The following is a 20,290-nucleotide window of genomic DNA, read 5'->3' as shown; positions in this document are numbered from 1 at the left end:
GCCCCTCGCTGCCCGCCACCGAAGGATCTCGCTCATGCATTTCACCCTCGACCAGGAAGACGAGCGCTTCCGTCAGGAAGTCCGTGCCTTCCTCAAAGCCAAGCTTCCCCAGGATCTGGCTGAACGCAACCGCAGGGGTTACCACCCTTTGCGTGAAGACACTCGCCAGTGGACCAAGATCCTTCACGCCCAGGGCTGGGCTGGCGCCAACTGGCCGACGTCCTGGGGTGGTACTGGCTGGTCGCCTCTGCGACAGTTCATTTTCGATGAGGAAAGCCTCCTGGCGGGTGCGCCAGCGGTGGATACCGCCGGTTTCAAGATGATCGGTCCGGTGATCATGACCTTCGCCAGCGACACCATGAAAGCGCAGTATGGCCCACGCATCCTCAGCGGTGATGTGTTTTGGGGCCAGGGTTTTTCCGAACCCAATGCCGGTTCCGACCTTGGCTCTCTGACCACCCGTGCCGAACGCGACGGCGATGAATATGTCATCAACGGGCAGAAGATCTGGACTTCGTTCGTTGAAACCGCGGATATGATCTTCATTCTGGCCAAGACCGACCCGCAGGCGCGTCAACGCGGCATTTCCATGATCCTGGTAGATCGTCAGGCCCCAGGCGTAACCATTCGCCCGATCCACGACATCGGTGAAAGCCACAGCCTCAACGAGGTCTTCTTCGATAACGTGCGGGTGCCGGTCAGCAATTTGGTCGGAGAGGAAGGCATGGGCTGGACCTACGCCAAGTTCCTGCTGGAAAACGAGCGCGCATTCAGTGCCGAATGGCCGCGCAACAATGCCCACCTGGCTCGCCTGCGAACCTTGCTCAATACGCCACAAAGTGATGGTCGGAGATTAATAGACCGGCCTGGCTTCGCCAGTCGCCTGGCACAATTGGATACCGACTTGCTGGCATTGCGTTGGTTGAGCCTGCGTGCCCTGCACGAAAAAGCAGGAGGTCAGGTCCGTTTGCCGGTGGGTTCGCTGCTGAAAATCCGCGGCTCGGAACTCCTACAAAAAATCGGCGAGTTACAAGTCGAAGCACTCGGCAGTCACGCCTGCTACGTCTACCCAGACCCATTGGGCAACGCCAAACGCCAGCAGGCCTGGCCACCAGGCCCGACCACGGCGCCCGGCATCATGGCCGATTACTTCTACCGTCGTGCGACCACCATTTACGGCGGTGCCAACGAAGTGCAACGCACCATCATCGCCCGTTCGTTCCTGGAGCTCTGAGCATGGATTTTCAACTGAATGAAGAGCAAAACATGCTCAAGGACAGCGTCCGTCGGTTCATGGAGGACAATTGCGCCTTCGAACAGCGCGGCACGACCGTCGACAATGGCGCCTTCGACGGCGGTCACTGGCTTCAATTGGCAGAACTCGGGCTCCTGGCCCTAGGCCTACCGGAAGATTTAGGTGGAATGAACTGTTCGGCCATCGAAAGTGCCTTGGTTATGGAGGAATTCGGCCGCGTGCTGTGTGTCGAACCCTACTGGGCAGTGGCCATCCAGGCGGCGCAAACCCTCTTGGCCAGCAACGACCCGAAAGCTCACGCGGTACTGCAGGCCATGGGTGAAGGTATGGCATTGCCCGTGCTGGCCCACGAAGAAGCACCTGCGCGCGGAGAACTGGCTTTTGTCCAGACCCGCGCCTTCGAGACCGGACAAGGTCGCTGGCGCTTGAACGGAGAAAAAATCGCTGTGGTCGGTGGCAATATCGCCGAGCTGTTCATTGTTTCGGTACGGACCTCCGGTGCGTCTGGAGACCGCGAGGGCATCACACTGTTCTTGATCGACGCCAAAACAGCCGGCATCGACAAGCGCAATGTCCGCCTGATCGATAACCGTTGGGCCAGTCACCTGGTATTCACCAACGTCGAGGTGACCGAGTCCCAGGTACTAGGCAAGGTAGGTAACGGCTATGCAGCGCTGAGCCACGCCAATGCGCATGCGATGGTAGGACTGTTCGCCGAAGCAGTTGGAGTCATGGAACAGTCGCTGTGGATTACCCGTGACTACCTGAAAATTCGCAAACAGTTCGGCCAGACACTTTCGAACTTCCAGAGCTTGCAACACCGCATGAGCGAAATGCTCATTGAGCTGGAGCTGTCGCGCAGCATGCTGCACCTGGCATTGGCCAGCCTTGATCTGGATGCAGTACAGCGCGACCGCGCGCTATCGGCTGTCAAGGCGCATATCGGCAAAAGCGGTCAATTCGTTTGCGGCCAGGCTATTCAGCTGCATGGCGGGATTGGCGTGACCGAGGAATATGTCATCGGTCATTACTTCAAACGCATGACCCTGATCAACGCCGCGCTTGGCACCAGCATGCATCACTACGAGCTACTGGCAGAGGCAGAGCGCGCGGCCTGAGGGGGCTCGCTCTGCCCTGTTTGCCATGGAAAATCCGGACTGTGCACATGGCTCCGGATTTTCTAGCGCCGCGTCGCATCGCCTGGGTCACCCGGCACCGATGACAACAAACACACCATTATAAAAAAACCAAGAGGACCGTGTGATGTTGAACCTTTCCATGAAACCTACCGGCTGGTTCCAGATCGGCTGGAGCGATGAGCTGGCTCCTGGCGCGGTCAAGCCGATGAAATATCTTGGGCATGACCTGGTGGCATTCCGTAGCGAAACAGGCGAGCTTGCCGTACTTGATGCCCACTGCCACCACATGGGTGCCCATTTGGGTTATGGCGGCAAAGTGAAAGGCGACTGCATCGCTTGCCCTTACCATGGCTGGCAGTGGAACACCCAGGGCGAGAACGCCTTGATTCCCTATCAGGACCATCCCATTCGCAAAAAACTGCGCAAATGGGACGTGATCGAGCAGCACGGCATCATGTTCCTGTGGCACGATCCGGCAGGTGGTCCACCCCGCGACGGCTGGTTGCCCGACGTATTCAATCACCCAGAACACCCGGCGGATCCTGCCGATTATTACCCCTGCTATCCCGATGCCGTGGTCTTCGCGCCCGATGAACCCATTCATCCGCAACTGATTACCGAAAACGCAGCCGATACCATGCACTTCCGCTTTGCCCACAACGCTCCCGAAGACCCGCTCCTGCTGGCCTTCGACACCAGCACGCCGATCTGGCAATCGACCATGGGCTTTCGCTCGAAAGTCACCAAAGAAGTCGCGATGCTGCTGCATGCACGCAATGCCGGGGTTGGTCTGAACTTCTCAATATTCGATCATCCGTTACTGGCTCGTCGACTGGTGCTGTCATGCACCCCCATCGATGATGAAAAATCAGACCTGCGCGTGAGCTACTACTTCCGGCGCAATCCAGAGTCCCCTGAGCACATGCCTGAATCTGTTCGGCAAATGGCACGGCATACGCGTGTACTCTTCGAAGAGGACGCTGTGATCTGGAGACACCAGAAGTTTGTGCAAAGGCCGATCTATGCCAGACAGGACGTCGCTGGTTATACCGCGCTGAGAACCTGGTGCGAGCAGTTCTACGAGGCGACAGTCAGTGCCCAAGGGCCGCTGAAAGTCCTGGAGGACACCGACGAACCGGTCAATTGCAGTCTGCTGCGACACGCTGTGGAGACTCACTCTCAACTGCCCGGCCCATAAAGCTATTTCACCCGACCTTCTTGCGTGATATCCCCACAGAAAATATCGACGTTTCCATCAGGCGGTGCCGTTCGCACGACGATCGAGTATCCGCCTGAAAGCAGGTCCGCCATGGCGATAGGTGCGCTTCTTGAATAGGTCCAACCGCGTACTGCGGCACGCTCGGTATTGATCTGATCATTCATCGCATAGGCAACTGGCCCGGGCTGCTGGCAATGACCTTTATTGATGAAGGTGTAGAGTCGCAAGGGCAGAGAAACGCCGCCTGGAATACCACTGATGAAAAAGCTGAATCCGGTTTGTGTACCCCGGCTTGCCAAAATGACATTGGCGATCTGACCGGGGTTGCGCTGGGTGGCGAGTAAAGGAACAGTCACCACCTGCTCTGATGACGTTGTGCAGCCGGTGCTGCAGGCAATGACCAGAGAAGCTGCCAGTTGATTTGTGACGTTCATCGTTCACTCCGTCGACCGGATCAGTGGTGCCTTAGGCTTATGGTCGCCTGGCACTCAATGACGATGCAAAAACCTGGAATCCAGTCCGGATTCCAGGTTTTTTAAGTAATGCTCAAGGTTCAAGAATAGACTTCAAACAACCCCGCTGCGCCCATACCGCCGCCAACGCACATACTCACGACGACAAAACGTACGCCACGTCGACGTCCTTCGAGCAAGGCGCTGCCCACCAGCCGCGAGCCGGTCATGCCGAATGGATGCCCAAGGCCAATGCCACCGCCATTGACGTTGAATATTTCGGGATCGATTCCCAAGTAGTCACGGCAATACAAAGCCTGGCAGGCAAATGCCTCATTCAACTCCCAGAGCCCGACATCGCCGACAGTCAAGCCATGTTTACCCAGCAGTTTCGGAATGGCTGTCACCGGACCAATCCCCATTTCTTCTGGTGCACAGCCAGTGACGATCATTCCCCGATAGGCGCCAAGTGGCTTCAACCCGCGTTGTTCGGCAACACGCGCTTCCATCAGCAGACAAGCCGAGGCACCGTCAGACAGTTGACTGGCATTGCCGGCGGTAATGCTTCCGCCCTCAATGACAGGCTTGAGTGCCGCCAAACCTTCGGCAGTCGTGCTCGCACGCAGGCACTCGTCTTCGCTGAACAGGAAATTCTTGTAGCTGATCTCTCCGCTCTGTTTGTCGACTAGCTTCTGCGAAACCTGTAACGGTGCGATCTCTTCAGCGAAGACACCCCGAGCCTGGGCCGCAACGGCGCGCTGCATGGCTTGCAGGGAGAATTCATCCTGGGCCTGGCGTGAAATGCCATATTGCCTGGCGACATACTCGGCGGTTTCGATCATCGGCATGTAGGCAGTGGGTACGCGCTCGACCAGATCCAGATCCTTGTCGCGAATGGCCCACTCAAGATAGCTGGGGGTCAGCGCGCTGACGTTCTCCGAGCCACCACCAATGACGATGTCCATGCCATCGACCATGATCTGCTTGGCGGCCATACCAATGGCCATCAACCCCGAGGCACATTGCCGATCGACGGTGGAGCCGGCAACACCGACACCAAAGCCGGCACGCAATGCAGCCGCACGAGCCAGGTTGCGCCCTGCTGTCCCAGCGCCCATCGCTGCGCCAATGATCACATCCTCGACTTCAGTAGGATCAACAGCCGCGCGCAGCGTGCTGTGCAGTAACGCATGGGCTGTCAGGCTCGGCGACTTGATGTCGTTCAAAGCGCCCCGATGTGCCTTGCCGATCGGTGTGCGTGCAGTGGAAACAATAACCGCTTCTCTCATGATGTTATCCGGTAGTTCACGGTGGCATGGGCCTCAGGTGCGCGGGGCACTGGGCAGTTTCAGGACAGCCTTGGCCAGAATGTCGCGCTGGACCTCATTGGCGCCGGCATAAATCGATACAGGCCGCGCCATCATCAATGGCCAGTGCAGGTCAGTGAGCAGCGAGCCGATTTGCACATCGCCGACAACACCGCCAGAGTCACCGGCGATTTCGGCGCAAAATTCGGTGATGCGTTGCAACAGCTCCGATATGTAAACCTTGAGCATCGAAACCTCTGGCCCCGGCTGTTCATCAGCTTCGGCGATTCGGTCGCAAATTTGCGCATAGAACAATCGATAGTCATGCAGGTCGGTTTGCAAACAAGCCAGTCGATCGAGCACGCCACGGTCATCGGCCAGACCCAGTTCCGTTACCAGCCGCTGCGCCAGATCCAGTGCACTGCCGGCCATGGCCGCGCTGCCAAGCCAGATCCGTTCATGGCCCAGCAATGCCTTGGCCAGGCTCCAACCTTGATGCAATTCCCCCAGCAGGTTGCTGGCTGGCACTCGAACGTTGTCGAAGAACACTTCGCAGAACTCATCCTCGCCAGCGATGTTGGCGATCGGTCGGATACTGACGCCCGGGGCACTCAGGTCGATCAACAGGAAGCTGATTCCCTGCTGCTTCTTTTCGAACTTGCCTGTGCGCACCAGTGCATAGATATGGCTGCACTCGGCGGCGTGTGTGGTCCAGATTTTCTGCCCATTAACGACAAACTCATCGCCGTCGAGATCGGCCCGCGTGCGCAAACTGGCAAGATCCGAGCCAGCACCTGGCTCGGAATAACCCTGACACCACATATCGTCGCAGGCCAGGATCCTGGGCAGGATGCGTGCACGTTGCTCTTCAGTGCCGCCCTTGATGATGGTCGGACCAAGTTGTGTTTCTCCGTTGTCGATAATTCGCCCGACGCCTGCGCGCTCCATTTCCTGCTGGTAGATCAACTGTTTGCGAAAGGAGATGCCCATACCGCCGTATTCACGGGGCCAGGCCGGAGCGCGCCATCCATGTTCGTTGAGCAGGCGTAGCCAACCGGTCAAGTCGTCGCCGCGCAGGCGCAGGAATGGCCGGCGGTCGTTCTGACGCAGGTCATCCGGATAGAACTCCACCAACCAGGCACGCAACCGTGCCCGAAACTCCTCATCGCTCCACTCACGAGGATCACTGGAGCTCGACACTTCGAATGGCGCCAGCTCTTCTTCACGTTGGTTCTCGCTATTGACCGCTGCAAATTGCCGACGGTGATCCCAGACCGTCCCCAGCCAGGCCGATCCGAACATCGCCGCACGCAAGTACAAGCCGATGTCCACTTCCTCGGCAAAGCCCATCGCACCATGCAGTTGCACTGCCTGTTTGCCCGTGATGATGGCGGCTTGAGCACAACGCGCCTTGGCGGCACTGATGGCTGCCTGAGTGGCCTGAGTTAAGGGTGCCTGTTCATGGCAGGTCAGAGCATGCTGCCAACTGGCCTTGGCCAGCGTCTGTTCGATGCTCAAGTCGACGCACCGATGTTGAACGCTCTGGAACGAGCCCAATGGGCGTTCGAACTGAACCCGCTGGCTGACGAAATCCAGGGTCTGTTGCAAACAACCCGCCGCTTGCCCCGCCAATTCCGCCGACGAGGTAATGCGCCCGCCTGCCAGGCTAAGTTGCAAGGCATCGAGCGCCGGTTGCCCTTTGAGCAACGGCTGTGTGTAAAGCACAGGGGCTTGGTTGAAGTCGACGTGATACTGAGCACCGATGCCAGCGGAAAAGGCTTCAATGCGTACTCCTGGCGCATCTGCAGAAATGGCAACAATTACCGGTTGTCCGTGCTCGATCGCAGACACCAGCAAGACCGCTTGCTGTTCGGCGCCCAGGACAAAAACCTTGCGGCCACTGAGCCGACCTTGCTCAAACCTGCAGTCAATCGGGTGCGGGTGCAACTGCTTGGCCTGCTCTTGCCAAGCCAAAGCAAGCATGCGTTCCCCACTGACCAGCCAAGCGGCCAATTGCTCGGTGGCGGGTCCTTCCTGCGCCTGTGAAAGCAACAACGATGGCATCACACAGCAGCCCACGAAGGGTTCGGCAAACAAACGCTCGCCCATCACTTCACAGAGAACCGTCGCCTCGCGCAATCCCAGTCCGCTGCCACCTAGCGCCTCCGGAAGCAGCAACCCGGTCCAGCCCAATGCTGCAATGTCATGCCATAACGATGATTCCACCGGTCGCGCCCGGCCGATCCAGCCCCGCAAGCGCGATGGGCTGTGCGATCCTGTCAGAAAGTCATCGGCCGACTGGCGCAGCATGGCTGACAGCGATTGATCCGCAATTACTCCCATCAGAGACTCCTGAATACTTACATCAATTAACTAACGTTATGTCAGTTTTCATTCTATACTCAACTGGTGTCAACCACTATTTCAACCTGCCCGTCGTGGCCAGACTGCTTGAGAGGAATTCATGCTTAGAGGATTTGAAGCTGGAAAACGCCCTGCGCTGTTGATCAGCGAATGTCAGCTTGGCGTCATTGACCCTGTGCTATCAGACTTTCCGGGGCTTGCAGAGCAGGTTCAACAACGTGGCGTGCTGCCGCGCATCGCTCGTCTGGCGGATGCCTTCAGGGCCGCAGGGTTGCCGGTATTGCACCTTCACGTGGCCCATCGCCCGGGTTATGTCGACCTGCCTCGCACCAGTGTCATCATTGCGCGTTCGACCAAGAAAAACAGAATGATCGTCGGTTCTGAGGATGTTAAGTCCGTCTCTGAAGTGGCACCCCACGAATCCGACATCGTGCATGCACGCAGCTTCAGCCTGGTGGGTTTCCACGGCACCGACCTGGATTCGATTCTGCGCAACATGGGGGTCACGACTTTGGTGCCTGTAGGCGTTTCAACCAATGTCGCGATTTCTGGATTGTCGCTCTGCGGCTCTGACCTGGGCTATCAAGTGGTGGTTCCGGAAGACTGCATCGCCGGTGCCACGCCACAAAGCCACGACTTCATCGTGACCAACCTGCTGCCGCTCTATAGCACCCTCAGCGACAGCGAGTCGGTGATCGCCTCGCTCAGCGAGCGTAGTGCTCACGCAGGACGTGCTTGAGTATTTTGTTCAATGTTTGATTGCGCGGCAGTTGCTCGACGACCTCCAGTTGCTCGGGAATCTTCTGCCGCATCACCTGCGCCTGGATGAAGTAATCAACCATCTCTTCGAACTGCAGCGCCGGGACACCTGGCTTCAGTTCGACAACGGCGCAGACCCGTTCGCCGCGCAATTCATCCGGTAGGCCTATGACCGCCACGGCCGCCACTTTAGGGTGGGTGAACAGCAGGTCTTCGATTTCCCTGGCCGAAATATTTTCGCCCTTGCGGATGATCACATCCTTGAGTCGCCCGGTCAGGACAATACGTCCATCGGCCCGGCGCATGCCCAAGTCGCCGGTGCAAAAAAAACCGTCTTCATCGAACGCAGCATCATTCAATTCGGGGTCGGTATATCCCTTGAATACCGCATTACCACGCACACGCACTTCGCCCGACTCGCCCTCCCCGGCCAGACGCCCACCGGAGCAGACGATCCGCAGTTCGATACCCTGCATCGGCGTTCCATCGGCATTGGCCAACTGCTCGTCGGTATCGGCCTCACAGCCGGCACAAATCAACGGTACTTCCGTCATGCCGTAGTTATGAATCAAGCCACAGTTCATCTCGTTACGGACTTGGTAATAGAGCTCCGGCGGTTTTGGAGCCCCGCCGCCGCAGAGCAAACGCATTGCCGGAAGGAGTGGCGCTTCTGGCTGACGGCGTTGCTCGGCAAGCAGCAGTTGATAATGTGCCGTGCTGCCACCTGCCAGTGTCACGCTGTAGCGACGATAGATCTCGGCGGCCTCCTGCGCCTGGAAGCGGTCAAGCAACACCGCACTCATGCCGGCGGCCAACAGCATACCGGTATACATCGCACCGCCGATGTGCGCATAGGGGAACGCCACGCTACCGATATCGGCTGCACTGACGTTCATCGATCTGGCCAGGTTTCGCCCACCAATCATCAAGGTCTCGTCGGTATGACAGGCGCCCTTGGGTTGCGAGGTGGTACCCGAGGTGTAATAGACCCACCGTACGACCTGACCGTCCTGCGGCGGCGGTGGTAACCCGGATACTCGTCCGCGAGGCAACTGACTACCCATGACGATCACCTGCGGTGGCTGTTCGAGCTGCTGGCAAAGTTGATGGGCCATCGCCGGAAAATCACGCTCACCGCTGTCGGGGATCAGCAAGAATTCCGAGCGATTGCGCTCAAGGATGCCGAGCACCTCGCGTTCACCATATAGAGAGATGATCGGGTTCTGCAAAGCGCCCAAACGTGCCAGGGCCAAGGCTGTCATGACTGCCGGCATGCCGGTCGGCAGCATCCAGGTGACCAGGCTGCCGGAGCCGATACCACGCTCGTGAAAGCCCGCCGCAAGCCGCCCGGCAATATCCAGTGCCTGGGCGAAATTCATGTGCAGATGTTTGCGTCCATCAATCAGCATGGGCGCGTCCGGCGTCAACGCAGCTCGGCGCTCCAACAGTTGCCAGAGGGTTGTTGCTTGCAAAAGGGACGTGATCAAGGGAACTCCAGAGTTCTACCAGGCACTGCGATGGCTACCACCATCGACCGGAATAAGGCAGCCATTCATGTAACCGGCCAGTGAAGAGCACAAGTACACCGCTAGCGAGGCGATCTCTTTCGGATCGCCCGCGCGGCCAACAGGAATGCCCTTGGTCAAGCGCTGCAGCATGGCATCGGCAGCCATGCCTCGCTCCCTTGCCATGCGCCCGACTTCATCAAGCATGGTCGTTGTGGCGATCCAGCCAGTGGCGAGTGTATTGACGGTGATACCATCGACGGCGAACTCATCGGCCAAAGATTTGTTCAGGGTCACGACCGCCGCACGTGCGGTGGTTGCGGCCATCAGGTTCAATCCCGACGCCGGCTCCTTTGCTGCTGCCGTGCCGATGGTCAACAGACGCCCCCAGCGTTGCTCACGCATGTGCGGTACTGTCGCCCGTGCGAGATGCACGACGCTCATCACCAGATTCTGGAAAGCATCGACAAACGCATCCGCATTACCTTCTAAAAAATCGCTGGGCTCACCGCCATGTACGTTGGTGATGACAATGTCCGGCGAGCCAAAAGTCTGCCGCGCAACCCCCACCGCTCGCTGCACATCGCCGGGCAGGGTCAGGTCAGCAATCACACCGCAGGCAATGCCACCGGCGTCACGCAGGGCCGCTACCGTTTGCTCGATTGCATCGCTACTACGCGCGACAACCACCACTTTGCACCCTTCGGCCGCAAGCAGCTCACAGCACGCGCGGCCGATGCCCTTACTGCCACCGGAAACAAAGGCAATTTTTCCTTCCAGACCAAGATTCATCAGCAGCCCCGGCTCTTCCACAGATTATTAAAGGTGCGCGCAAGCACGGAGCAGATAATTCTGCCCCGTGCCTTAGCTGGACTCAGGCGGTGGTACGGAGTTTGACGGCGAGCTTGTCCGCGTCGTCTGGAGATACCGTTGCGGGCATCGCATCCTGCTCCCCGGTGGTCACTTGTTCCTTGTCACGATCGGCGTCATCCGCCGGCGTGCGCAAAAGGAAGTAGGACAGTGCCGGAATCAGTACCAATGCACCCACCATATTCCAGAGGAACATGAAGCTGAGAAGGATGCCCATGTCGGCCTGGAACTTGATCGGAGACCAGATCCATGGAATCACCCCGGCCGCCATAGTCAGACCGACCAGACCCACGATCCGTCCGACGAAATCAAGCGAACCTTCATACGAACGCGCGAGCGTCAGGCCATGTCTCTGCAAGCCCAGTTGAACGCTGAGCAGGTACAACGCGTAGTCGACACCAACACCGACTCCAACCGCAATGACCGGCAAGGTTGCCACCTTGATGCCGATGTTCAGCATCACCATCAGCGCTTCGCAGAGGATAGAGGTAATAATCAATGGAATCAGCGCCACAACCACTGCCCGCCAGCTGCGGAAGGTGAGGAAACAAAGCAGCGCCACGGCACCGTATAGCACCAGGTGCAGGGTCCAGAAGCTGCGCTTGACCACAATGTTCGTCGTCGCCTCGATGCCTGCGCTGCCGGCCGCCAGCAAAAATGTGCGCGATTCGGTGCTGTACTGGGCGCTGTAGGCCTCCACTTCCTTGACCACACGTTCCAGCGTGGCCGCCTTATGGTCGGCCAGGTAGGCAATCACGGGAGTGATCACGCAGAACCGATCGACCAGTTCCGGACGGTCAGTGGCAAACATGTTGAATGCCTGCGTGCGGTTACTGGCGTTACGCGGGATGGTCTGCCATTTAGGGTTGCCCTCGAACAGCCCGGAGGTAGTCAGGCGGATGCCATCGGCCGGCGAAAACGTGGTCTGTACACCCGGTAGCTCGCGCAAGCGGGCACTCAGTCGATCCGCTTCAGTGAGCGAGGCGAATTCGGTGCACCCATTTGCCGGGGTTTTTAGCATGACCACGAACTGGTCAGTGGACAGGCCATAGTTCTGCGTCACAAAGGCAACATCGCGGTTATAGCGCGACTCAGGACGCAACTCCGGCGCACCGGGGTTGAGATCCCCAAACTGCACATGGTGTCCGATCATCAGCCCTCCCCCGGCCAACACCACGGCGCCTGCAACAGCGAACATGGCGGGACGACGCTCAGTCAAACGGATCAGACCCGCGCGTATCCGCTGCATCGGGCTATGGCCCGACTCCAACTGTTCAGAGGTCTGGATGCTACGTTTGGCAGCAAGGTCGCTGACACCGAAATACGACAGCAGCACCGGGATCAGAAACAGTTTGGTGAAAATCAGGATAGCCACGCCCAGACTGGTGGTCAGGGCCATGTCGCGGATCACCGGGATGTCGATGATGATCAATACGGCAAAGCCGACGATATTGACCAGCAACGCTGTCAAACCGGCCATGAACAGTCGACGGAATGTATAACGGGCAGCGACGTACTTGTGCGTCCCGCGCCCTACATCTTGCATGATGCCATTCATCTTCTGCGCACCATGGGACAGGCCGATGGCGAAAATCAGGAACGGTACCAGGATCGAATAAGGGTCCAGTACATAGCCCAGAACACTGAGCAGCCCCAATAGCCAAACCACCCCAAGCAAGGCGCAGAACACCAGCAGCAGCGTGCTACGCAGGCAACGGGTGTAGAGCAGCACCAGGGCAGTTGCGATCAACACAGAGAAACCGAAATACGCCATGACCGAATACAATCCGTCGATCAGGTCACCGACAATCTTGGCGAAGCCAATAATGTGAACCTTGATCTTATCGGTTTCCAGAGAACGCACTTGCGCTTCCAGTTGCCGGGAAAACTGTGCGTAGTCGAGTGGCTTGCCTGTTTCAGGGTTAATGTCGAGCAACGGCACAAAAATCATCGACGACTTGAAGTTGTTGGCGACATAGCTGCCAACGATACCCGCACGATTGATATTCTCACGCAGACGGTCCATGGACTGCGCACTGCCGTCCCAGCGATCGGGGATGACCGGCCCTCCGCGATAACCCTCTTCAGTCACTTCCGTCCAGCGCAGGCTGCTGGTCCACAAGCTGCGCATCCAGCCCTGGTCAACACCCGACATCAGGTAGACGGCGTCATTGACCTTCTGCAGGGCAATCAGGTAATCCTTATCGAAAATGTCACCCTGGGTGTTTTCAACCACGATGCGGGTCGCATTGCCCATACCGCGAAGTGCATCCCTGTGCTCCAGATAATTCTGGATATAAGGGTGAGACTGCGGAATCATTTTTTCGAAACTGGTGTTGACTGGAAGTTTCAGTGCACTCCAGCCAAAGAACAACGTCAGTAACCCACAGAACAGGATCACGCTGATGCGGTGATTGAATACCAGCCGCTCGAGCCAATTGCCGCTGTTCTTGTCGAACTCGGCAGGGTCCGCGATGACAGGCATTTGCAGCGCTTTCAAATCAACCATATTTGCCTCTGAAAAGACTGGAGCCGTTGACGCCTATTGCACAGTGACTTTCCGTACACCGGAAAAACCAACGCTAACGGCACTACCATCCTTGAGCCCCACCAAGCTGGTGAACCTTCCAGGACGCGACACCGCCAAGGGTTTGAAACTGCTTACCGAGGCATCACTGATAACGACTTTGCCATCGACCCCGGCCAGCAAAAAACGGCCATCGGGCAAACTCTGCACATCGCTGAGTGCCACATTGATTCCGGTGGGCAAGGATTGCCACGTGGCGCCGCCATCCAAGGATTTGAATGCAGTGCCGCGCAGACCTGCAGCAACCAGTGTCGTCGGCGTCGCCTTGATGCTGAAAAAACTGCCCGTATAACCGGTATCCAAGCGCCTGAAGCGTTGCGCCTGAGGATCCAGCTTGAAGACCACCCCACGCTCAGAAGCGATGTACATCTCATCATCGCGTCCGCTGACCGCCATGTAGTGCAAGAAATCCGGGTTATCCACCCGTTCCATCCAGGACTCCCAGGTTCGTCCGCCGTCATGGGTCGCGAAAATGGTTCCAAACGTTCCCACAACGACACCGTTGTTCTCGTCAGAGAACCACACGCCCATCAGCGCTTGCTCAGGGCCGTCCTGATAGTTCAGCTTGACGCCATCTTGAAAGCTGATGGCTGACTCGTCACCGGCAGCAACCAACTTGTCAAAGTGCTCGGTCAACATCTTGCTCGCCGCCACGCCATCGAATTGCTTGACCCAACTGCGCCCACCATCAGTGCTATGCAGAATCACGCCATCGTGGCCGACCGCCCAGCCTTGCTTTGCGGTTGGAAAATAAACGCCCAACAGGTCGCTGGAGACGGGGGAAGAAGCTTGGGTCCAACTGGTACCGGCATCGTCGGAAACAATGATCAGACCGCGTGCTCCAACTGCAATCAATCGCTCGCCCGCAGTGGTCACACTATTGAGATGTGCGCCAGCCAAATTACCGACAGTAGACGCTGGACGATCCAGTGGATCGATAAAATCCGTTTGCGCACTTACCGGGTTCGACAGCCCTGCTACCAGGGCTGCCGCCAGAACGAACATATTACGTACAGTTGCCATTTCATCCTCACAGCACTACTGAGCCAGGTAGGTTCGAAGAGTCGAGCACACAGTGCTCGACTCTTCCCAGGTTTCAGCGTACGCCGGAGCCGGACAAAGCACCGGATGAGAAGTAGTTGGCCGGGTAAGGATCAACTTTGTAGAAACCTGTCATCTTCGGTGCACCCATCAACGAGCCGTTGGAGTACACGTTCTTGGTCATGTCGTAGAGCACATATTGACCATTGCGATAACCGGGTTTCTCGTACTGTTGTACGGCGGGCTGGTACATCAAGTGGTGAACCTTGCCTGCCTGATCCAGCGCGTAGTAGGTCAGGATGCTCCAGCTGTCCTCGTCCAGATAGAAGCGCTTGACCTTCTGCACATGACGTTCGCCAGGCTTGAGCGTTGCTTCCACCTCCCACACCCGGTGCAGTTCCCAACGCAGGTAATCCGGGTTCAAGTGCTTGGGCGTGTTGATTGCTGTTGGATCAGCCGCCCAGGTTTTGTAGGCGTTGTACGGCACGTACATTTCGCGCCTGCCAACCAGTTTGAAATCAAACTTGTCCATCTTGCCGTCGAAGCCGTTGATCTCATCGAACAGCAACACACCGCCGCTGGACGTACTGACCGTATCGTATTTGAACTCAGGCGCCAGGCGAACACGACGCTGCCCAGGAACATAGCTCCAGGCCATGTTGTCGCGTTCCTGAGTTTCCAGGAAGGCATGACGCATCTGCTTGACGCCTGCAGAAGCAGCAGGTGACAGGGTGCTGGCAATCAAAGCCCAGAACGGCTGATTGTCAGGCACTTTGTCGATCGTGTTATCCCAGAAGAGGTTACGGTTTTCGATTTTCTGAACGTTGGTAAGAGTCACGCCACCGTTGTTATCGATCAGGTAAGCCGCCTGAGTTCCTTCGGAATAGGGCAGTTCAAACTTGACGCTGGCATTCCACATTGCCTCGTAACCGTTCTTGGGGATCGGGAACGGATACTGGGCGTGAGCGTTCACCAAGCCTGGCGCTGAACCAGCCAACTGCGGATTTTTAACTCGCGAAATGGTGTTGTCATAGACCCACTTCGGATAACAGGCCGTCCGATGGGTTGGGAAAACGTCCACGCGGAAGCTGTCGGGATAGCGTTTGAACAGCTCTTGCGTTCCCTCGTCAAGCTTGTCCTTGTATTGCGCCATATTGGCCGCCGTGATGCTCACAACCGGCTTTTCATTGGCGAAAGGATCAACATAAGGTGAACCGCCCTTGTCGCCCATGATCGGTTTGTAACCGGCGGGTGCCGTGCACAAGCCACCTTCCCAGGAAGGAATGGCGCCATTGGCATTACCCGCCTTGACTGCGCCGAGAGGTGTGAGGCTGTTGCCCAGTTGCTTGATCTCTTCATCGGTCGGTGCGGCCAAAACTTGGCCCGCTAACAGAAGGCTTGCCGCCCCCCATACCATCATATTCTTGTAATTCATTGATGAACCCTCACATCAGGCAGGTAAAGGGAAGCCAATCAAAAGGTTGTCTTGTAAGTGAACGACAGCCAGCCATGGTCGTTCTGCACCGCCGCGCCGTTCGTGTAGTCACTGGTGACGTAGCCGCGAGCCGGATTGTTTTTGTAATCGGCGTGCGAGTCTATCCATTTGAGGGTGAAGTTGTGCAAGTTCATCCACTTGCCACTGATACCGACCGAGTAGTTGTAAGCGCCCTCGTTGGTACCGCCCAGGGTCGGACTGTTGCCATCAATGCCATAGGCCCATGTAACCGGCATCGAAACGTCCCAGCCCGGAAACAGTTGCGGCCACTCGGGAGTAAACCCTACTTGCGTACCGACCGAATGGTCATCCGCACAGTTTTTACTGTACGCGGTCACGCATCCGTACCCACGCCCGTTGTATCGCCCCTCGTTTTCAGTGATTTTGTCCAACTTGTTATAAGTCAGTTCAGCCTGAAGCGTACCTCCCTCCCATAGGGGGGTGCGTGGTAGCAGATAGATTCCGTTAATCAACGCATGGTAGCTGTCGCCGCGTGCACCTTCGGCCTGGGAATAGCTGGCGTCCCCGGTGGAAATCACGGTGTAGCCTGCTACCGAGTTCAGCGCGGTGTTTTTGCGGTAGGAAACTTCACCTGCAACACTGACTGTGCCCAGGTTTTTGGTCAGGCTCAGGCCATACAACTCGGTGTCACGAGCGTAGTTGTAACGGATGGCATTGGGCACGCCTGCAAAACGGCCTGGCGCCACCTGCACGATACCGACCTGAGTAAAGCTCCATGGCAATTTCTCACCGAACTTGCGGTAGTAAACCCCGGCCGTGCCTTCCAGCCAGTAGGGGCTCCAGCGCAAGTTCAAGCCGAAGTCACCATGGCTGTCGGGCTCAATGTCATCGCCGTTGGGGATCTTGAAAATCGCAGCAGGCGAACCAAGGTCGGATCGTGCTCCGTCAGCATTTGAGAAGTAGGTACCACCTGGCACCAAGCGAAACGGTTTCCAGTCCAGCAGGTATTGCGCACCAAACGAAAGTTCGTCAGTCAGTTGGACATCCGTGGAAATTTGCTTGAGAGGCAGGAACAACTCTTTGGCTTCCGCACCAGGGCTGGTAGCAGCTTTGATGGTGTCAACCGGACCTTGGGAGTAAGCGATACTGTTACCGAGGGTAAACAGCGACTCCCCCCAGTAAACGTTGTGCTGACCAGCTTTCAGGTTGACACCTACGCTACCCAGCTGAAACCCGGTAAAAGCGAAAGCATCCAGGATTTCACCTGAAGGGCCCGCAATATAGCGGTTGGCATAACCGTTGTAATGGTTATTGGTGTAGTTGCCGCTACCGACCAGGTTGGGGTTGGGCTCTGCACTGTCCTGATAGGCATCGTCATACCAGCCAGCAGCACTGATTCGGAAACCATGCTTCTGCTTCCAGGCGACATCAAGTTCGGTGAGAAGGTCAAGACGATTGGTGACCATATCGCCCTTATCGAACTTGTGCTCCGTATCATCGTAGAACGGCGACTTATCAAAGTCGTCATTGCGCCCTTCCATCCGCCAACCGGCATTGTAGCGAACAGTATTGTCCCAGCGGACGCTGACATCTGGGTTCCCGGTTTCAACTTCAAACGCCGCAGCTTCGTTGCCGACAGCCGCCCCCAGCAGCAACACAATTGAACAAGACACATAGACCGGTTTTTTGGAACTGACACTTCGACCGCTAACGCTGCGTTTTGTGGTTGTTTTCACTGCCTGCCTCTCCGATTCGAATCGGTTTCTTATTTTCGGCTATGACCCTCTGCAACCGAGGGCCTAGACACTGGGCACGAAGAACAAATGACTGCAGCAAGGACGAGCGCAAATAGAGCATTTGACCTTGAGGCTGTCAATGACGATCCTTCAGAACCGCTAGGTCACAAGCTAACAGATCGTCAGCTATTGGCAAGTCGTTTTCTCTTGATTTTTTTTATATTTTAATCTTTTTCCATATTTATCAACCAATTAGTAGATAAAAAAGACCTTCCATCAGCATCAGATCATTACTGAATGACAGTTACATAGCAGTGCAGTACCACTCGTCAAGTCAGCGCCCCGAGACAGAATAGTCCAATTGGACTAGCGGATTTTCCCGGATTCAGGCGCCCTTCTGCCCTACGAGTTAACAGGGACGTAATAACCACTGGCATTCGAAAAATAACTGATATATCGTCAGCTTTATCACATAACAACAAACCAGCAGCTTTTCATGCGTCCACGTCAATGCCCCAGTGGACACGCGTGCGATAAGCGAAAAAGCCAGGAGTCAGCTGATGTCCACCGTGCCCTACCCACATCTGTTCGAACCCATTCGACTGCGTAACCTGGACATTCCCAACCGAACGGTCATGGCGCCGATGTCAACCAATCTGGCCGGCCATGACGGTCAAGTGACGCCGCAGCAGATCGCCTTTTATCGCGAACGTGCGGAAGGCGGTACGGGCATGATCGTGGTGGAGTTTTGCTGTGTGGATGCAGCCAGTGGCCGCTCTGAGCACCGTCAGCTGACGCTGGAAACGCCCGCCTTCGTAGCAGGCCATCAGCGCTTGGTCGAAGCCATCACCTCGGCTGGCTCCGTGGCTTGCCTGCAGCTGCAACATGGCGGCCAAGGCGCCAAACGTGACCTGGTCAAGGACGGCATGCCCTGGGCGCCGAGCGATATTGGCTCACGCTCGGATCCTACGCGACTGGTCGCACGCGGCATGACCGAAGAGCAAATCGAACACTTGATCGAATGCTTCGGCCGCAGCGCCGAGCTAGGCGTACTGGCTGGCTATCAGGCCTTTGAATTGCACGGTGCCCATGGCTATTTGCTGACATCCTTCCTCTCGCCTTTCAGCAATCATCGTGATGACGCCTGGGGTGGCGATGAAGAGCGTCGTCTGAATTTTCCTCGCCGGGTAATCCAACGGGTGCGCCAGAGCATCGGCGACCGTCCGTTGATCTATCGACTCTCGGCAGACGAATTCACCCCCAAGGGCCTGGATATCGACGATATGGTGCGCATCGCACCTAAGCTGGTGGCTGCCGGCGTCGATGCGCTGCATGTGTCCATGGGATTGGGCTGGACCAGTTTTGACAAGGTCATCGAACCGATGTCGACTCCCGAAGGCTGGCGCCTGCCTTATTCGCGGCGCATCCGCGAAGCGGTCAATGTACCGGTAATCAGCGTCGGGCAGATTCGCTGGCCACAAACAGCGGAAAATGCCATTCGTGACGGTGATGCCGACATGATCGCCCTTGGCCGCCCGCTGCTGGCTGATCCCGAGTGGGCCAATAAAGCACGGCGCGATGCCGCGCTGGATATCCGACCCTGTACTTCCTGCAACTATTGCGTCGCCATCAGCTCCGGCGCCCACGGCACCATCGGCTGTGCCGAGAACCCCCGTAGCGGTCATGAACTCGATCGCTTGCCTGACGCTGGCAGCCTTCGCGGCCAGCGCGCAGTGGTTGTCGGCGGTGGCCCTGGCGGCATGGCCGCCGCATTGATGCTGCAGCAAGCCGGTTTCGCCACCGAGTTGCATGAGAGCCGCGGCGAACTGGGCGGTGGTTTGATCGCCTCGGCGGCACCGCCTTTCAAGGATAAGTTGACCTGGTACTTGAACTACCTGATTCGCCAGCTCGACAAAAGTGCGGTGCAGGTGCATCTAAGCAGTCATGTCGATGCCAGCACCCTGTCCGGCCCCGGTGCGCCGGCCATTGTATTGCTGGCAATCGGCGGCAGAGCCCTGCGCCTGCCGATCGAAGGCATCGACTCAAGCCATGTGCGCGATGCCTATGAGTTGCTAATGGGGCACACACAAAACTTCCCCGCCGTCGACGAGAGCTTACCGTTGCTGGTCTATGGCGGCGGCGAGACCGGCTGCGAAACCGCCGAGCTGCTCAGTGAAAAAGGTTATGCAGTGGTACTGGTCAGCCGCTCACCGGCAAAACAACTCGCGCGCTCGGCCGAAGTGATCTATCGCGGCGTGCTCAATACACGCCTGGCCAGCAACCCCCGTATACGCATTATCGATAACAGCAGCATCGTCGCCATTGCCGAAGACGGTCGCGTGCAATTGCAGCACAACGACGGTGCACTAAGTGAACTGCAGACCCTCGGCGTATTGATCGCCCAGGGACGCAGGCCCGATGACACCTTACTCAATAACTTGCTCGAAGCTGGTATCGCTGTAGCGACCATCGGCGATGCGCGCAAGGGCGGACGCATCGGCGATGCCGTTCACGATGCCTATCAGACCGTACTCGGGCTGTGCGCCAGCGATGCGCCGCTACGTCCGCTGGCGTGCTGATGCTCAACCGAACTGGATCTT

General features: G+C 57.3%; 14 protein-coding genes. 5 read left to right on the top strand and 9 right to left on the bottom strand.

Features of this window, described 5'->3' with window-relative positions; genetic code table 11:
* The first annotated feature begins 34 nt into the window (after positions 1 to 34).
* From JFU37_RS01805 to JFU37_RS01795, 3 genes are all read left to right on the top strand, one after another.
* A complete protein-coding gene (locus tag JFU37_RS01805) occupies positions 35 to 1,234 on the top strand; it encodes an acyl-CoA dehydrogenase family protein (protein WP_201112249.1) in 1,200 nt (399 codons plus the stop codon).
* A 2-nt stretch (positions 1,235 to 1,236) separates the two neighbouring features.
* Positions 1,237 to 2,373, top strand: coding sequence for an acyl-CoA dehydrogenase family protein (locus tag JFU37_RS01800; protein WP_201112247.1), 1,137 nt, complete (start codon positions 1,237 to 1,239; stop codon positions 2,371 to 2,373).
* Positions 2,374 to 2,518: 145 nt separating this feature from the next.
* Positions 2,519 to 3,592 carry a Rieske 2Fe-2S domain-containing protein gene (locus tag JFU37_RS01795; RefSeq protein ID WP_201112245.1) on the top strand — a complete coding sequence of 358 codons (1,074 nt, stop codon included), beginning with the start codon at positions 2,519 to 2,521 and terminating at the stop codon, positions 3,590 to 3,592.
* 2 nt (positions 3,593 to 3,594) lie between these two features.
* Here the strand turns inward: JFU37_RS01795 and JFU37_RS01790 are convergent, their stop codons facing one another.
* The 3 genes from JFU37_RS01790 to JFU37_RS01780 all read right to left on the bottom strand — a co-directional run bounded on the left by JFU37_RS01790 (position 3,595) and on the right by JFU37_RS01780 (position 7,715).
* Complete coding sequence (locus tag JFU37_RS01790; RefSeq protein ID WP_201112243.1) at positions 3,595 to 4,047, bottom strand: hypothetical protein; 453 nt, start codon at positions 4,045 to 4,047, stop codon at positions 3,595 to 3,597.
* A 119-nt stretch (positions 4,048 to 4,166) separates the two neighbouring features.
* On the bottom strand, positions 4,167 to 5,354 hold the full coding sequence (locus JFU37_RS01785; protein ID WP_201112240.1) for an acetyl-CoA C-acyltransferase: 1,188 nt from the start codon (positions 5,352 to 5,354) through the stop codon (positions 4,167 to 4,169).
* 33 nt (positions 5,355 to 5,387) lie between these two features.
* Positions 5,388 to 7,715 carry an acyl-CoA dehydrogenase gene (locus JFU37_RS01780; protein WP_201112238.1) on the bottom strand — a complete coding sequence of 776 codons (2,328 nt, stop codon included), beginning with the start codon at positions 7,713 to 7,715 and terminating at the stop codon, positions 5,388 to 5,390.
* A 121-nt stretch (positions 7,716 to 7,836) separates the two neighbouring features.
* Between JFU37_RS01780 and JFU37_RS01775 the strand changes: the two genes are divergently transcribed.
* Positions 7,837 to 8,475, top strand: coding sequence for a cysteine hydrolase family protein (locus JFU37_RS01775; RefSeq protein WP_201112236.1), 639 nt, complete (start codon positions 7,837 to 7,839; stop codon positions 8,473 to 8,475).
* Here JFU37_RS01775 and JFU37_RS01770 read toward each other — a convergent pair.
* The 6 genes from JFU37_RS01770 to JFU37_RS01745 all read right to left on the bottom strand — a co-directional run bounded on the left by JFU37_RS01770 (position 8,441) and on the right by JFU37_RS01745 (position 17,690).
* Positions 8,441 to 9,982, bottom strand: a complete 1,542-nt coding sequence (locus JFU37_RS01770) for a class I adenylate-forming enzyme family protein (protein ID WP_201112235.1) — start codon at positions 9,980 to 9,982, stop codon at positions 8,441 to 8,443. The two genes, JFU37_RS01775 and JFU37_RS01770, sit on opposite strands and share 35 nt — an antisense overlap.
* A 15-nt stretch (positions 9,983 to 9,997) precedes the next feature.
* Positions 9,998 to 10,792, bottom strand: a complete 795-nt coding sequence (locus JFU37_RS01765; RefSeq protein ID WP_201112233.1) for an SDR family oxidoreductase — start codon at positions 10,790 to 10,792, stop codon at positions 9,998 to 10,000.
* Positions 10,793 to 10,874: 82 nt separating this feature from the next.
* Positions 10,875 to 13,379, bottom strand: coding sequence for an efflux RND transporter permease subunit (locus JFU37_RS01760; protein ID WP_201112231.1), 2,505 nt, complete (start codon positions 13,377 to 13,379; stop codon positions 10,875 to 10,877).
* A gap of 33 nt (positions 13,380 to 13,412) precedes the next feature.
* Positions 13,413 to 14,480, bottom strand: a complete 1,068-nt coding sequence (locus tag JFU37_RS01755) for a WD40/YVTN/BNR-like repeat-containing protein (RefSeq protein ID WP_201112229.1) — start codon at positions 14,478 to 14,480, stop codon at positions 13,413 to 13,415.
* Between the two features lie 73 nt (positions 14,481 to 14,553).
* Positions 14,554 to 15,933, bottom strand: a complete 1,380-nt coding sequence (locus tag JFU37_RS01750; RefSeq protein ID WP_201112227.1) for a DUF1329 domain-containing protein — start codon at positions 15,931 to 15,933, stop codon at positions 14,554 to 14,556.
* Positions 15,934 to 15,971: 38 nt separating this feature from the next.
* Entirely contained in the window at positions 15,972 to 17,690 is a 1,719-nt protein-coding gene (locus JFU37_RS01745; RefSeq protein WP_342214903.1) for a DUF1302 domain-containing protein, read from the bottom strand.
* A 560-nt stretch (positions 17,691 to 18,250) separates the two neighbouring features.
* Here JFU37_RS01745 and JFU37_RS01740 point away from each other — a divergent pair.
* On the top strand, positions 18,251 to 20,269 hold the full coding sequence (locus JFU37_RS01740) for an oxidoreductase (RefSeq protein WP_201112225.1): 2,019 nt from the start codon (positions 18,251 to 18,253) through the stop codon (positions 20,267 to 20,269).
* Positions 20,270 to 20,290: the final 21 nt, after the last annotated feature.

The sequence above is a fragment of the Pseudomonas sp. TH41 genome, from assembly GCF_016650695.1.
Classification (GTDB): domain Bacteria; phylum Pseudomonadota; class Gammaproteobacteria; order Pseudomonadales; family Pseudomonadaceae; genus Aquipseudomonas.
This window is presented reverse-complemented; position numbering and strand designations above follow the sequence as displayed.